Genomic DNA, 14,633 nt, shown 5'->3' with positions numbered 1-14,633 from the left:
AAAACGTGAAGAAAATGCAAGGGATGGGTGGCTAGGGCTGCGAACTGAAAGAACAACACGGTCGGAATGTACGGCACAGATGCACGCCAGTGCAGCTGGGACGAACATTCCGACCGTGTTGTTCTTTCAACTTCGTGGCCCGTCACCCGTCCCTTGCATTTTCTGTACCATTATATAACCAAAAACTATGGCAAACTTTCAAATTTTATATATAATTGTTGTGTAATGTATTGCCACATTCCAAAACCTTAGATATACTCTTTAAAGTTTTGGACAGACAGCGGAAACGCTGTAAAAAAACATAGGAAGCTAAACGCTTCAAGCCAGGAGGAGAAGAATGAGGAAATCTATTTCTTTAGTTATGGCTGCTTTAATTGCGGCATCAACACTTGTAGGTTGTGGATCATCAACACCTGCAACTGAGTCAACAAAGGCAGCACAGGAGACAACTGCTGCAGGAGCAGAGGGAGAGAAGAAGGAAGCTGTAGAAGCACCTGCAGATGCAAAGGACGTAGACGTGCTTAATGTAGCATTCGTTCCATCACGTGAGCCGGACGAGATCGTTACAGCTACAGAACCCCTTAAGGAGATGATCAAGAAGGAGATGGCTCCTCTTGGTTACAATATCAAGGATGTTAACATCACAGTAGGAACAAGCTATGAGGCTGTTGGTGAGGGACTTGCTGCAGGAACTATCGATATCGGATTCATCCCCGGCGGTACCTACGTTCTTTATGATCAGGACGCAGAAGTTCTTCTTACAGCTACAAGAGACGGTCTTTCAATCGACAGTGACAGCGCAAAGGACTGGAACGATCAGAAGCCTACAGAGGCAGTTGAGAAGCAGGTAACATTCTACCGCGCACTTATCATTGCAGGACCTTCAGATAACGGTAAGGCTGTTGCAGAGAAGGTAAACAACGGTGAAGAGCTTACATGGGAAGACCTTGACGGTCTTAACTGGGGTGTAATGGGACCTACATCTTCAGCAGGTTACATTTATCCGGCACTTTGGATCCAGAAGAACTTTGGAAAGAACATCACAGATCTCGCACATGCTGTAGAGTGTGATTCATATGGTACAGCTTTTGCACGTCTTGCTCAGGGACAGATCGACGTACTTTGCACATATGCTGATGCACGTCGTGATTATGTTGAGAAGTGGAATGCTGAGTATGCAATGCCGAATTCAATCTGGGATGACACTAATGTTATCGGTGTTACAGAAGGAATCTACAATGACACTATCTCAGGTTCAAGAGTATCTGACGTTATGATGGATGAGGATTTCAAGGCTGCATTCAAGCAGGCTATGATCAACATCGGAAGCACAGAAGAGGGTAAGGAGATCATCTCTATCTACAGCCACAAGGGTTATGTAGAGGCTAATGACGCTGACTACAATTCTGCTCGTGATGCTCAGAATCTTATCAAGGAACTTCGTCTTGGTCAGAACTGATAAAAGCGGTACACGTTAAAGATTCGGAAAGTCCGCAGAATGCTTGCATTCATGCGGACTTTCTTTCTTTGTAAAATTGAGTATCAGGATTAGCGGGACATAATGATAATTACTGAATTCGACTAATTATTTATTATTTTTTATCCGATATTAGATGTGAGTGCTTAACGATTTAAACATTCACATGGAACATTGGGTTAAATAAACAATTTTATTTCATAACAGGAAAAGGAAATAACCATGATAAAGTTTGAGGATGTAGGAAAAAGATACCCAAATGGCTATGAAGGCCTGAAGCATATCAATCTGGAGATAGAGCAGGGCGAATTTGTTGCCATCATCGGTTTGTCAGGAGCCGGCAAGTCAACATTGATCCGTACCATCAACCGTATGCATGACGTAACAAGCGGAAAGCTTACTGTGGATGGAACTGATGTTATGACGCTTTCAGGAAAGAGTCTTCGTCGTTTCCGCAGAAAGATAGGTATGATCTTCCAGTCTTTCAACCTGATAACACGTACTACTGTTATCAATAATGTTCTTACGGCATTCGTTCCTGATATGCCATGGTTCCGTTCTGTTTTCGGTATTTACAACCAGGATGAAAAGATGAAGGCGCTGGAAGCCCTTGATAAGGTAGGAATCCTTGACAAGGCCTTTGTCCGTGCGGATCAGCTTTCCGGAGGACAGCAGCAGAGAGTTGCCCTTGCAAGAACACTTGCACAGAATCCTGAGATAATCCTTGCGGATGAGCCGGTTGCGGCACTGGATCCCGTAACTGCAAATCAGGTTATGGATGATTTCACACGTATCAACAAGGATATGAACATAAGTATCCTTATCAATATCCACCATGTAGACCTGGCTCTCAAGTACTGCTCAAGAGTTATAGGTATCAATGCCGGTGAGATCATTTATGACGGACCTGCATCAGAGGTTGATAAGGAAGTCCTCGATAAGATCTACAAGGGAGGACGGGAGGATAACGAATGAGTATTTACGATAAAATCTTCCCACCTAAAAAGTATACTCTGGACAACGGAAAATCAGTGGAGCAGAAGAGCTCCAGAGCACCAATTTACGTTATCCTTGTACTTATTATGAGTTACGTTTCCATAAGGGTAACAGGCTTTGATCCGGCTACACTTGCAAAAAGAGGCAATCAGTTTTTTGTAATCTTAAACCGTATGTTTCCGCCTGAGTATGGATATTTCAAAAATATAGTTAATCCGATCCTTGATACAGTAAAGATGTCTCTTCTCGGTTCAGCGCTTGGATCTATTTTATGTTTACCATTTGCAATGCTGGCGTCCACCAACATTTGCAAAAATCGTTTCGTAGTTGCGGCAATGAGACTTATCTTCAGTATCATCCGTACACTGCCTACACTTGTCAGCGCACTTATAGCTACATTTATATTTGGTCTCGGAACCATAGCCGGAACCACAGCTATTGCGATATTCTCATTTTCTTACATCGGAAAGATCATGTATGAGGAGATTGAGACTGTGGATATGGGAGCATTTGAGGCCATGGAGGCAATGGGCTTTAACAGAACCGAAGCCTTTATACATGCCATAGTTCCGCAGGTTATGCCGGCATTCCTTTCAAACAGTCTCTACAATTTTGAGGGTAATGTTCGTTACGCTGCCGTACTTGGTTACGTTGGAGCCGGTGGTATCGGTCTCATTCTCAATGAGCAGCTTGGATGGAGAGAGTATCCCAATGTCGGAATGATCCTTCTGGTGCTCTTTGTGACTGTATTTATCATCGAGTCTGTAAGCCGCTATGCGCGTAAGAAGCTTGTTTAAGGAGGTGCTCGTATGGATGAAAGAATTGTAAAAGCATATGAGAGCCGTCCCAAGGACTGGATCTGGCAGCTTGCCATAGCTGTTATTGTTATAGGACTTCTTATATGGAGTCTCGGTGCCATGGAAACCTCAGGCGCCAGTGCAAATGGCGGAAAAATGGCCATTAACATCCTGAACGGTATAGTTCATCCGGATCAGGAGCTTCTGTTTAATCTTACAACCGAAGGTGTTCCGTATCTTCTTGTGGAGACTATCTGTATAGCCTTTATGGGAACGGTTGTCGGTGCCATTTTTTCAGTGCCTCTGGCATTTTTATCCGCAAGCAACCTGACACCAAAGCCGGTTGCATTTATCGGACGTATACTCATCATGATAGTACGTACTGTGCCTGCATTCGTTTACGGACTTATGTTTATCAGAGTTACAGGTCCCGGACCCTTTGCCGGTCTTATGACAATGTCTGTGACCTCCATAGGTATGGTTTCCAAGATGTATATCGAAGCCATCGAGGATCTGGATACAAAGATCCTGGAATCACTGGATGCCATGGGATGTTCAACCTGGCAGAAGATACTTTACGGTATCCTTCCGCAGCTCATGCCGAACTTTGCATCAACGGCTATTTATCGTTTTGATATAAACCTCAGAGATGCAACCGTTCTTGGTCTTGTTGGTGCCGGTGGTATCGGTGCACCGCTTATTTTTGCCATGAATGCATATCGCTGGAATGAAGCGGGTTCTATATTGATCGGTCTTGTGGTGCTGGTTCTTATCGTAGAGTGGATCAGTACAAAGATTCGTGTTAAATTAACAAGAGGTTAATAAAGATGGGCGGAGAGTTTTCTCCGCCTTTTGCTGACTTATAGATAATGTTTTTGGAGAATCATAAATGAAAAGCTTTGAAATATTTTTCACTTCCGATACACATGGAAAGGTAATGCCTGTGGATTACGCCACAGGCATGAAAAAAGACTGCGGACTTTTAAACATTGCCCGGGATATAAAGAAAAGAAAAAACGAAGTAAAGGTTGAAAAAGAGATACTGGTCATGGACGGAGGAGACAGTCTTCAGGGAACTCCGCTTATAACAAACTATCTGGAGAATCCACAGAAGTTTTCCTGCCATCCTGTGGCTGAGGCTTTTAACGCCATGGGGCTTGATTTTTACACCCTGGGAAATCACGATTTTAATTTCGGCTACAATGTTATACGTGATTATGTTAATGCCATGAACGCAACTCTCCTCATTGCCAATGTGGAGGATCTCCGGGGTGAGATAAGACATAAAAGATTCGTTATATGTACTCTTCCGAATGGCCTCAGACTTGGTATCACAGGCGTTGTTACAGATTACGTAAATGTATGGGAACAGCCGGAAAACCTTACGGAGCTCAGGGTTAAGGATGCATTTGAATCCGCCTCAAATGTCTATAAGGAGATGAAAGAGGCGGGATGCGACATCACTATACTGATATATCACGGCGGATATGAGGAAGATCTGAAAACCGGCAGGAGTCTTACCGACAGCAGGGAGAATATTGCCTGTGAAATGTGCAGGAAGCTTGATTATGACCTTATGCTTACGGGGCATCAGCATATGTCTGTGCCGGGACTTGATCTTTACGGAACCTGGAGCGTTCAGCCTTCAGCCAATGCAGAGGAGTTTATCAGTCTTAAGGCAGAGTACAGCGAAGACGGAAAAATCAGTTTTTCTTCAAAACTTTTGAAAACAGGTTCTGAAACTGATGAAGTCGCCCAAGAAAAGATAATGCCTTTGGAAGAAAGCACTGAAAAGTGGCTTGATGAGACAGTCGGAGAGTTTGATAAAGAAATAGAGCCTGAAAATAAACTTGAGATAGCTCTTCACGGAAGTAAGGTTGCGGCTCTTTTTAACCAGGTGCAGCTGGAATCAGTTGAGTGTGATTTTTCCTGCACCAGTCTTGGAAATGGCGAAATAGGATTTAAGAAGAGTGTAAGCATAAGAGATATTTATGCGGCATATACATTTGCCAATACCTCAGTGGTGAAGGAAGTTACAGTGGATATACTTAAGGAAGCTCTGGAAAGATGCGCACAGTATCTGGAGCTTGACGAGGAAGGAAAGCCATACATTTCGGATGTTTTTATGAAGCCGAAGATCGAGCATTACAATTATGATTTTTATGCGGGGCTTGATTATGCTTTTGACCTGAGAAAGCCTGTAGGCAGCAGAGTAGTACGTTTAAGGAAGCTTGACGGAACCCCTCTTAAGGAAGGTGAAACCTACCGTCTTGTGACTTCAAATTACAGAGCCACCGGAACCGGAGGCTATGAGATGATCGGCAATGCTAAAGCAGTGTACGAGGATCCCGACAATGTTCAGGATCTGTTGGTGGAGTACATAAGGAAACATCCGAAACTGACTGTTCCGGATAATTACAGGTTTGAAGTAATATACTAAAAAAACACCGATCAAATCGGTGCTTTTTTAGAACTCCGTCGGGGAGATGATCTGTGTTTTCAGATTTCCGACGGGGAGATGATAATCTGTGTTTTCAAAACTCCGTCATGGAGACATTGCCAGATGATGTTTATATCAGAATATCAGCTGATTCCTGCAGCTGCCATTCTTGCAAAGGCGTAGCCCATAAGGGACTTCTTCCAGATATCGTAGCCTCCTTCGGTAAGGTGCATAAACTCGTCACAGCAGTATGCCGGATTCAGATCACCGTTTTTATTGGCGAGAGGATCACCGACATTCACATAACCCCAGCCATAGGTATTGGCATATTTTTGCATTGCAAGATTAAGTTTTTTGATATTTTCACTGGTGTATGGCCCGCCGCTTTTACCGGGATACATGTAGCTGGCACCGATGATAGTGACATCTGAGTCAGGAACATACTCTTGAAGAGTCTGGATAAGCTTAACGTAGAGCTCCGGAGTATCATTCCATTTCTGATCCTTGTATCCGAAGTGAAGATAAATATGAGTGGTTTCTCCGGGGTGAAAATCTTCGGCCAGGAGCTTAAGGGACTCCCATACCGGATGTTTTACACCTTTATATGTAGGAGTGCCGGGATCTTCTATAGTATCGTCAAAAGCAGAATGAACGCAGAATCCGGGACATGCCAGATACAGGAAATTTCCCATTACAGGATCAGTAGGATACTTAATGGCCTGATATCCCCAGCCGCAGCCTATGGAATCGCCAATGATAACGGAATTTTTGAAATATTGTTTCAGAAGCTGGTTTTGATGTTCAGTGGTAGTACCGGTAAAAGTATATACTCCAGAAGGATTGGCAGCAGCCACAGAAGCAGCTACGGAAGGGTCACCTACAGCTTTAGAGGGTGTCATGGCAAGGAGGGTTCCCTGGGCTAAAGCAGAAAGACTTTGTGTGACCATGATGCCGGTCAAAAGCAATAGTGTTGCAAAACTTTTTTTGAAATTGATTCTCATAAGTACTCCCTTGTAAAAGAATGTTTTTCGCCGTTTATTTCTGACAAACAGATCTGATTGGTGCTTCTTATAGTTCTGTTTTTTGAAGCTTGAATATCCGACATACAGAAGCATGTCGGATTGGCTTTACTGTTAACGGTAATGATTTTTTTATGTGTGTTTAGTACAATTCTAACAGATTATAATAATTATATCGAATTTTTAGAAAATATGTATAAGTTATCGGCAAGAATTGTAAGTACTCTTATGGAAATAGATTTACAATTTATGAGATAAATCCGATATAATAAAAGTCACTGTAAACAGATTATGATTTGCATATGTTCATATAGCAGGGTTTCCATCCGATTGGTGTTATGAGATATATGTGGAAAAGGAGATGTAATGAAGAAAGTCAGACTTTATATTGCAGGAATATCTGCTGTACTTTCATTAAGTATGACAGTTCCCGTATGGGCAGGAGTTGCCGGTTACGGGATTGATGTCAGCAACATGGAAAGCAATATGATGGGGCCGGGACCTATGGCCGGAGAGACCACAGGTACTGTTGTAAATGAAGTTTCTGGAACAGCATCAGGTGATACCACAGGTACTGCTGCAAGTGAAGCTGCAGGAACAGCATCAGGCGAGACCCCGGGAGCTGCTGCCAGTGAAGCTGCAGGAACGGTATCAGGCGAGACCCCGGGAGCTGCTGTCAATGAAATTGCCGGAACCGCGGTCAATATAGCTAATTCTGTTTCAGAGAAATGGGCGCAGAGAGATGTGGCCTATCTTACAAATGATGAAATAGAAGCTCTTCGGAACTATTTCCAGGGATCTGTCATCATCGGTGATTCAGTTGCAGAGAATTTCCAAAGATATAACATGGCCGGTGGGGCAGGGGACGTTGTAAGTGATAGTTTCACTTCCCTTGGAGTCGCAGGTTACAGTATCGCAAATGCTCTTCTTCCAAATGACGGAAAGAATATCCATCCCATGATCCAGGGAAAGAGATACAGACTTCCCGAAGCCATCGGCATGATCGGAGCCAAGCACGTTTACAGCTTTTTCGGCTACAAGGATCTTGCGGATCCCAATGCTGCCAATAACTACGAAATTCTCCTAAAAGAGATACAGGCCGCGAACCCGGGAATAGATATCAATGTCATCTCCACCACTTATATGACCGCAGCCTACCAGAAGACCGGTTACAACAATGATTCAGTCCGCATGCTCAATGCTGCCATGAAACAGAAATGTGCCGAAAACGGATGGACCTTCATAGACGTCCAGGAAATAATGAGCGACGGAAACGGAAACCTCCCGGACAGCTGGAGCATAGACCAGAAGATACACTATAACTACCAGTACTATATCTACTGGATAAATGAAATGAAACGAGCAGCCCTCACAAAGCTCGGACTCTGATCTCAAAGAATTACTGAATTCAGCTAGAGCGGTCGGGCATCCATTTAAAGCCGTAAAGCTGAGGCGTTGAAAAATAAAAATCGGACCCCTTAGAACCACTTGGTTTACTTTTTCCTTAGCCCCCTCGCCAAGTCAGAGTTGTCATAAAGAGAACTCTGACATTGGCGAGGGCCTAGTGGTTCTTAGGGGTTCGATTTTATATTTTTCCGCCGAAGCGCCTCGGCTTTAAATGGATGCCCGACCGCTCGGACGGATTTAGTTATCGCTGGCGTCATCCTCAGAAAGGGTGAATGTAAATCTCTTCTTGATATCCTCGTCGGATGCAAGGTACTCATCATAGGTTGTCATCTTATCGATGAGATGACCGTCGATGATCTCAAAGATACGGTTTGCGGTTGTCTCAACAACCTGGTGATCACGGGATGAGAAAATGATAACACCCGGGAAGTTCTTGAGACCGTCATTGAGAGCTGATATAGACTCCATGTCAAGGTGATCGGTAGGCTCGTCAAGGATGATAACATTGGAACCTGAGATCATCATCTTACTGAGCATACATCTTACGCGCTCTCCTCCGGAAAGGACATTAACCTTCTTTAAGCCATCGTCGCCCTTGAAAAGCATTCTTCCAAGGTAACCGCGGACAAACTGAGTATCCTTGTCAGGGCTGTACTGAGTGAGCCACTCAACGATGGTATCCTCAGACTTGAACTCTGCTGTGTTGTCCTTAGGGAAGTAGGACTGGCTTGTGGTTACGCCCCACTTGTAGTCGCCGCTGTCAGCCTCCATCTCACCGGAAAGAATCTGCATAAGGGTTGTCTTTGCAAGCTCGTTGGGACCAACAAGTGCAATCTTATCTGTACGGTTTACGATGAAGGAAATATTATCCAGAACCTTTACGCCGTTAATGGTCTTTGTAAGATTCTTAACCTCAAGAACGTCATTACCGATCTCACGGTTTGGCTTAAATACGATGTAAGGATACTGTCTTGAAGAAGGCTTAATGGTATCAAGCTCGATCTTCTCGAGAGCACGCTTACGGGAAGTTGCCTGCTTTGACTTGGAAGCATTGGCAGAGAAACGCTGGATAAATTCCTGCAGCTCCTTGATCTTCTCTTCCTTCTTACGGTTAGCTTCCTTCTGCTGGCGAACGATAAGCTGTGAAGACTCAAACCAGAAATCGTAGTTTCCTGCAAATACTGTGATCTTGCCGTAGTCGATGTCCGCAATGTTGGTACATACCTTATTAAGGAAGTAACGGTCGTGGGATACGACGATGACGGTATTCTCGAAATTGATAAGGAACTCTTCAAGCCACTCGATGGAGTTGAGATCCAGGTGGTTGGTAGGCTCGTCCAGAAGAAGGATGTCAGGATTTCCAAAAAGCGCTTTGGCAAGGAGAACCTTAACCTTCTCTGATCCCTTGAGCTCATTCATAAGCTTGTAATGAAGGTCTGTACCGATTCCGAGACCGTTAAGCATAGTCTCTGCATCAGCCTCAGCATTCCAGCCGTCCATCTGAGCGAACTCTGCCTCAAGCTCGGCTGCTCTCATACCATCCTCATCTGAAAAATCAGGCTTTGCATAGATGGCATCCTTTTCCTTCATGATGTCATAAAGACGCTGGTTTCCGCGGATAACAGTGTCGATAACCGTGCAGTCATCGTACTTGAACTGATCCTGTTCGAGAACGCTTAAACGCTGTCCCGGAGTCATGGTGATCTCACCGCTTGTGGGCTCCAGAGCGCCGCTCAGGATCTTGAGAAATGTTGACTTACCTGCACCGTTGGCACCGATGATACCGTAGCAGTTTCCCTCGGTGAACTTGATATTAACATCCTCAAACAGTGCCTTCTTGCCTACACGAAAGGTAATATTGTTTGCTGCAATCATTCGCTTCTCCTTTTCTGATATATATTATGTAAAAAAAGAGTGGCCATTGTAGCCGCTCTTAAATGTCATTAACCTTAGGCATTATATCCGAGACACCGCATAAAAGCAAGGTATTTAAAGGGTATAAATCTGCATAAATCTGTAATAATAAGTAAAATTTATTTGGTTAAGAATATTGTATAATGAAAAAAAGCATAAGTGGAAGATGAGCGGGTAACAGGTAAAACGCGAATAATCGGTTTTTGTTATCAGAGCTGATCAGATCTACATCCGTATTTCAGAAATAAACAGGAAAAACAAGAGTATTTATATTAGAGAATGAAGAAAGGGTAATGTATGAAAAACAATATATTAAAGAAAGCGGCGGCATTGGCGCTTAGCAGCATCATGACTGCCTCCATGAGCATACAGGCATTGGCATTTTATAACACACCGGAGAGCATAAAGGGTATACATTCATCTCACGTAACAATGGTTCATGATATGGTGGATCTGGGATGCAAGCAGGTTATTTTCCAGTTCAATGCAAGCTTCCTGAAAGATGAGTTCCAGATGCAGGGGGTTGACGCCCTGATAGATGCATATAATGCTGCGGATCTTACCGTTACTATAGGGGTTATGAATGACTTCCAGCCTAATGATGCTTTACTTCCGGTTGATCTGTCAGTTTCAAATCTCTATCAGTTTAATACTTTGACTGACATGGGAAAACAGAGAACCGAAGAGGTAGCCAATTCTCTGGCCTACAGATATAAGGATAAGATATCCAACTGGGTCATCGGAAATGAGATCAACAATCAGCTTCAGTGGAACTATCTCGGAGTGTCGGATATAAATGAATATGCCAAGGCTTATGCTGATGGTTTCCGCATTTTCTACAATGCCATAAAGACCTATAATCCCGATGCGAGAGTTTTTATCCCCTTTGACTATAACTGGACCATGTCCGGAGGAGATATGTACTATGCTTCGAGGGATCTTTTAAGTTATCTCAATATGTATCTTACAGATACAGACTATGGTATAGCATGGCATCCTTACCCTCAGGATCTTACAAATCCTGATTTCATGAATACTTCACCACTGGCAACAGATGATGCAGATTCAAAGATTATTAACATGAAGAATCTCCATGTTCTTACCGATTACATGCAGAATCAGGAAATGCTGAGTCCCGAAGGAAAGGTGCGACATCTGATTCTTTCAGAGCAGGGCTTCAGTTCTATAAGAGGTGAAGAGGCCCAGAGCTGGGCAATCATGCAGGCCTGGGAAAAGGCCAAGGAGAATCCTTACGTTGAGGCATTCCTTCTGAGCCGTCTTGTGGACGCTCCTGTGGAGGCGGTTCAGGGCTACGCCTTCGGTCTCTGGAACTCAAACGGAGCCAGCGAGACACCTACAACAAAGAAGCAGGCCTGGTACTACTATCAGGCGTTGAACTAGTACGAGCGGTCGGGCATCCATTAAAACACGAGTCGCTGCGGCGGAAAAATCTAAAATCGGACATCTAAGAGGCTCTAGGCCCTCGCCAATGTCTGAGTTTACTTTTATGAAAACTCAGACTTGGCGAGGGGGCTAAGGAAAAGGAACCAAGAGCCTCTAAGATGTCCGATTTTGATTTTTCACGTCCTCGCTCAACGCGTTTTAATGGATGCCCGACCGCTCTGGTCTTTATATCCCGGTTGAAATGGTTATTACAGCAGTCCCTGCTTTACGAGCTTTTCCAGTTCTTTCATTTCTTCTGTGACCCACTTGTCTTTGTGGTAGAAGATCTGACGATACATGGTCATGCTGAAATCTGCAGGTTTGATTTCCTTGAGTTCACCGTTGTGGATACATTCCTGTACGGAGAAGGCCGGAAGGAAGGTGATGCCTTTGTTTTCTTTAACAAGGCGGATGATGACCTCAGTGTTTCCGGTTTCGAAGAAAGGACGGATCTGCATGCGGTCTGCGGCCAGATCCTGCTCGAGAGCATATCTGTAATTGGAGTCCTGCTCCGTCAGGAAGAAAGGAAGCTGCAGAAGGTCATTCATATGAACCTGTCCGGTTTTTGGGTCTTCTCCGGGGATTTCCAGATCCGGGCTTGCCACAAAAATGATGGGTTCCGGTTCCTCAAGTATCTTTATCCAGTTGGAGTCATAAACACGTCGGTCGAGGAAATAAACCATATCCACCAGGTTATGCTCCAGCATATCTATGAGCTCTTTAGGTGACCCTGTTTTTATTTCCAATGTTATCTCCGGGTGATTGTCATAGAAGTATTTCACCACATTCGGAATCTTATAGGTAAGAAGAGATTCAAGTGAGCCTATACGAAGCTTATGTTCCTGCATCTGGGGATTTCCGAGGGCTGTGTGGACATCATCAACCCGGCGGAGGATTTCATTGGCATACTGGAGAAACTCCCGGCCCGGAGGGGTGAGGACAACGTGTCTTCCCACTCTGTCAAAAAACTTTGTATTGAATTCCTGTTCAAGCTGACGTATCTGAATAGTAACCGCAGCCTGAGTATAACCAAGGGACTCGGCTGCCTTACTGAAACTCTGCATTTCTACTATTTTAACAAAAGAATTTAGCTGTCTTATTTCCATAATATCTCCATTCCGCCTCTTTAAGCCGGCGGTACAAACAGTGATGTAAAGTGTTTTTCAAATTATCTCCATCACTTCAATAAAGCATGGAATAGTATATATAAAAAAAAGAGAGCTATCAATCTTTAAATAAAAAATATTTATTAAAAAATTAAAAGTTTTAAATTGGATTTTTATTCAAAAAAACCTTGGTTCTCACTATTGACGATATAAAAAAGTTTGTTAAAATAGTAAAAAATCAAACGAGGGATTTTAAAATTAAGATGAAGATACTGATTAAAAGGTCATTGTAAATAACTATCAAGCACGCAAGGAGGGAATTTTTCCTCCTAAGCGTGCTTTTTCTTTGTAATGACTAATTAGGAAAGGGGTTAATAAATGAGTAACGAAAAAATCAAGATTGGAGAAGAAGGTATCTATGATGCCAGAAAGCTTGGAACAGGAAAGGTTTTGATCCTGGGATTCCAGCATATGTTTGCGATGTTTGGATCAACTGTTCTGGTACCACTGCTCACAGGACTCAGCGTGTCGGCAACATTGCTCTGGGCAGGTCTTGGTACACTTTTGTTCCACCTTATAAGTAAGAAAAAGGTACCTGCATTTTTGGGATCATCCTTTGCATTCCTTGCCGGATATGCTGCCATTGCTCCAAACGGCGAGCCTGATCTTCTTAGATATGCGTGCTTCGGTGTAGCCTGTGCAGGTCTTGTTTATCTTGTACTTGCCACTGCTTTCAAGGCCTTCGGTGAGTCAAAGGTAATGAAATATTTCCCGCCTGTAGTAACCGGCCCTATCATCATCGCAATCGGTCTCAACCTTTCAAAGTCAGCTATCGAGAACTGCTCTTCCAACTGGCCCATCGCCCTGGTAGCTATCTTTATAGTTGTTATCTGTAATATCTGGGGACGCGGCATGGTGAAGATCATCCCTATCCTTCTCGGTGTTATAGGTTCATATCTCGTTGCAGCAGTTGTGGGAGTTATCGATTTCTCACCTGTTTCTGAAGCTGCATGGTTCGGACTTCCTTTAAATTACAGCCGTACAGTATTCTCACTTTTTACTGACGGAACCCTGGACAGCTCACTGCTTATAACTTCAGTGATAACCATCGTGCCTATAGCATTCGCAACCATGATGGAGCATATCGGTGACATCTCAGCTATCTCTTCAACAGTAGGAGAGAACTTTATCAAGGAGCCGGGTCTCCACAGAACACTTACCGGAGACGGTCTGGCAACAGCTCTTGCATCTCTTTTCGGAGCACCTGCCAATACAACCTACGGCGAGAACACAGGTGTGCTTACACTTACAAAAGTTTATGATCCTATGGTTATCCGCCTGGCTGCATGCATTGCTATCATCCTCAGCTTCTGCCCTAAGTTCGCAGCTCTTATCGAGGTAATGCCGGCGGCTACAGTCGGTGGTATCTCACTGGTTCTTTACGGTATGATTTCTGCTGTCGGAATCAGAAACATCGTTGAAACTAAGGTTGATTTTTCAAAGACCAGAAACGTCATCATCGCAGCACTTATCATGGTACTTGCAATCGGAGTCAACTACTCCAGCGCCGGCGCCATCATCATCCCGCTTGGAGCTATAACGATCAACTTCTCAGGTATCGCAACAGGTTCACTTGTAGGTATCATTTTGAATGCCATCCTTCCCGGTAAGGATTATGCCTTTAAGGACAGCGAGCCTAATGCTACAGGCGTTGACCTTGAGATCGCCCAGGGTGAATCCCTTGTCTGGCAGCTTGCCAAGAAGGCAGGAGCAAAGAACATGGTTGAGGATGGTTCTGAGAAGTCAAAGAACTAAGACGATAACCAAAGAATCGAAGTGCTCACAGATCATTCTTAATCGGATACTGCTTTCATAGCAGCAATTCGGATATGAATGGAGCTCGACATTTACACTTCAGATTAAAAAATCTTTAAAGATTTATGAGGACCGGTTTTATACCGGTCCTTTTTTAGTATAATGAAGCGAGGGGTATAATCAGACGGGGACAGGATTGGATAAGATAAAAACCGTTCC

11 protein-coding genes are annotated in these 14,633 nt (G+C 43.8%); 8 read left to right on the top strand and 3 right to left on the bottom strand.

The features are described from left to right. Positions 1-337: 337 nt before the first annotated feature. The 5 genes from BLV86_RS09440 to BLV86_RS09420 all read left to right on the top strand — a co-directional run bounded on the left by BLV86_RS09440 (position 338) and on the right by BLV86_RS09420 (position 5,710). A complete protein-coding gene (locus BLV86_RS09440; protein WP_090816514.1) occupies positions 338-1,459 on the top strand; it encodes a phosphate/phosphite/phosphonate ABC transporter substrate-binding protein in 1,122 nt (373 codons plus the stop codon). A gap of 240 nt (positions 1,460-1,699) precedes the next feature. Continuing rightward, positions 1,700-2,452: a phosphonate ABC transporter ATP-binding protein gene (gene phnC, locus BLV86_RS09435; RefSeq protein ID WP_031551294.1), complete on the top strand. Its 753-nt coding sequence runs from the start codon at positions 1,700-1,702 to the stop codon at positions 2,450-2,452. Continuing rightward, the gene (phnE, locus tag BLV86_RS09430) at positions 2,449-3,270 is read left to right on the top strand and encodes a phosphonate ABC transporter, permease protein PhnE (RefSeq protein WP_090816512.1); all 822 of its coding nucleotides are present in this window, start codon (positions 2,449-2,451) and stop codon (positions 3,268-3,270) included. Before phnC ends, phnE (BLV86_RS09430) begins: the two co-directional genes overlap by 4 nt. A gap of 12 nt (positions 3,271-3,282) precedes the next feature. Further along, positions 3,283-4,092, top strand: coding sequence for a phosphonate ABC transporter, permease protein PhnE (gene phnE, locus BLV86_RS09425; protein WP_090816510.1), 810 nt, complete (start codon positions 3,283-3,285; stop codon positions 4,090-4,092). A 67-nt stretch (positions 4,093-4,159) separates the two neighbouring features. Further along, positions 4,160-5,710: a bifunctional metallophosphatase/5'-nucleotidase gene (locus BLV86_RS09420; RefSeq protein ID WP_090816508.1), complete on the top strand. Its 1,551-nt coding sequence runs from the start codon at positions 4,160-4,162 to the stop codon at positions 5,708-5,710. Positions 5,711-5,853: 143 nt separating this feature from the next. Here BLV86_RS09420 and BLV86_RS09415 read toward each other — a convergent pair whose 3' ends face one another. Then, positions 5,854-6,711, bottom strand: a complete 858-nt coding sequence (locus tag BLV86_RS09415; RefSeq protein ID WP_175456494.1) for a GDSL-type esterase/lipase family protein — start codon at positions 6,709-6,711, stop codon at positions 5,854-5,856. A gap of 384 nt (positions 6,712-7,095) precedes the next feature. Here BLV86_RS09415 and BLV86_RS09410 point away from each other — a divergent pair, with 384 nt between their 5' ends. Continuing rightward, complete coding sequence (locus BLV86_RS09410; protein ID WP_090816503.1) at positions 7,096-8,118, top strand: GDSL-type esterase/lipase family protein; 1,023 nt, start codon at positions 7,096-7,098, stop codon at positions 8,116-8,118. Between the two features lie 255 nt (positions 8,119-8,373). On the opposite strand, the gene BLV86_RS09405 is transcribed toward BLV86_RS09410, so the two are convergent. After that, positions 8,374-10,011, bottom strand: coding sequence for an ABC-F family ATP-binding cassette domain-containing protein (locus BLV86_RS09405; protein WP_031551271.1), 1,638 nt, complete (start codon positions 10,009-10,011; stop codon positions 8,374-8,376). Between the two features lie 336 nt (positions 10,012-10,347). Between BLV86_RS09405 and BLV86_RS09400 the strand changes: the two genes are divergently transcribed. Further along, positions 10,348-11,451 (top strand): DUF5722 domain-containing protein, encoded by a 1,104-nt coding sequence (locus BLV86_RS09400; protein ID WP_090816501.1) that lies wholly within the window; start codon positions 10,348-10,350, stop codon positions 11,449-11,451. 251 nt (positions 11,452-11,702) lie between these two features. Here the strand turns inward: BLV86_RS09400 and BLV86_RS09395 are convergent, their stop codons facing one another. Beyond that, the gene (locus BLV86_RS09395) at positions 11,703-12,599 is read right to left on the bottom strand and encodes a LysR family transcriptional regulator (RefSeq protein WP_090816499.1); all 897 of its coding nucleotides are present in this window, start codon (positions 12,597-12,599) and stop codon (positions 11,703-11,705) included. Positions 12,600-12,977: 378 nt separating this feature from the next. Between BLV86_RS09395 and BLV86_RS09390 the strand changes: the two genes are divergently transcribed. Then, positions 12,978-14,414, top strand: a complete 1,437-nt coding sequence (locus BLV86_RS09390) for a uracil-xanthine permease family protein (RefSeq protein WP_090816497.1) — start codon at positions 12,978-12,980, stop codon at positions 14,412-14,414. Positions 14,415-14,633: the final 219 nt, after the last annotated feature.

Source organism: Oribacterium sp. KHPX15, assembly GCF_900107835.1.
Lineage (GTDB): Bacteria > Bacillota > Clostridia > Lachnospirales > Lachnospiraceae > Oribacterium.
Note: the sequence above shows the minus strand (reverse complement) of the source record. Positions and strands in the feature narration are given on the sequence as shown.

What these genes read in the sequence shown, in the direction of transcription:
- BLV86_RS09440 (WP_090816514.1), top strand. Translation starts at nt 338, where the DNA reads ATGAGGAAATCTATTTCTTTAGTTATGGCTGCTTTAATTGCGGCATCA.
- phnC (WP_031551294.1), top strand. Translation starts at nt 1,700, where the DNA reads ATGATAAAGTTTGAGGATGTAGGAAAAAGATACCCAAATGGCTATGAA.
- phnE (WP_090816512.1), top strand. Translation starts at nt 2,449, where the DNA reads ATGAGTATTTACGATAAAATCTTCCCACCTAAAAAGTATACTCTGGAC.
- phnE (WP_090816510.1), top strand. Translation starts at nt 3,283, where the DNA reads ATGGATGAAAGAATTGTAAAAGCATATGAGAGCCGTCCCAAGGACTGG.
- BLV86_RS09420 (WP_090816508.1), top strand. Translation starts at nt 4,160, where the DNA reads ATGAAAAGCTTTGAAATATTTTTCACTTCCGATACACATGGAAAGGTA.
- BLV86_RS09415 (WP_175456494.1), bottom strand. Translation starts at nt 6,711, where the DNA reads ATGAGAATCAATTTCAAAAAAAGTTTTGCAACACTATTGCTTTTGACC.
- BLV86_RS09410 (WP_090816503.1), top strand. Translation starts at nt 7,096, where the DNA reads ATGAAGAAAGTCAGACTTTATATTGCAGGAATATCTGCTGTACTTTCA.
- BLV86_RS09405 (WP_031551271.1), bottom strand. Translation starts at nt 10,011, where the DNA reads ATGATTGCAGCAAACAATATTACCTTTCGTGTAGGCAAGAAGGCACTG.
- BLV86_RS09400 (WP_090816501.1), top strand. Translation starts at nt 10,348, where the DNA reads ATGAAAAACAATATATTAAAGAAAGCGGCGGCATTGGCGCTTAGCAGC.
- BLV86_RS09395 (WP_090816499.1), bottom strand. Translation starts at nt 12,599, where the DNA reads ATGGAAATAAGACAGCTAAATTCTTTTGTTAAAATAGTAGAAATGCAG.
- BLV86_RS09390 (WP_090816497.1), top strand. Translation starts at nt 12,978, where the DNA reads ATGAGTAACGAAAAAATCAAGATTGGAGAAGAAGGTATCTATGATGCC.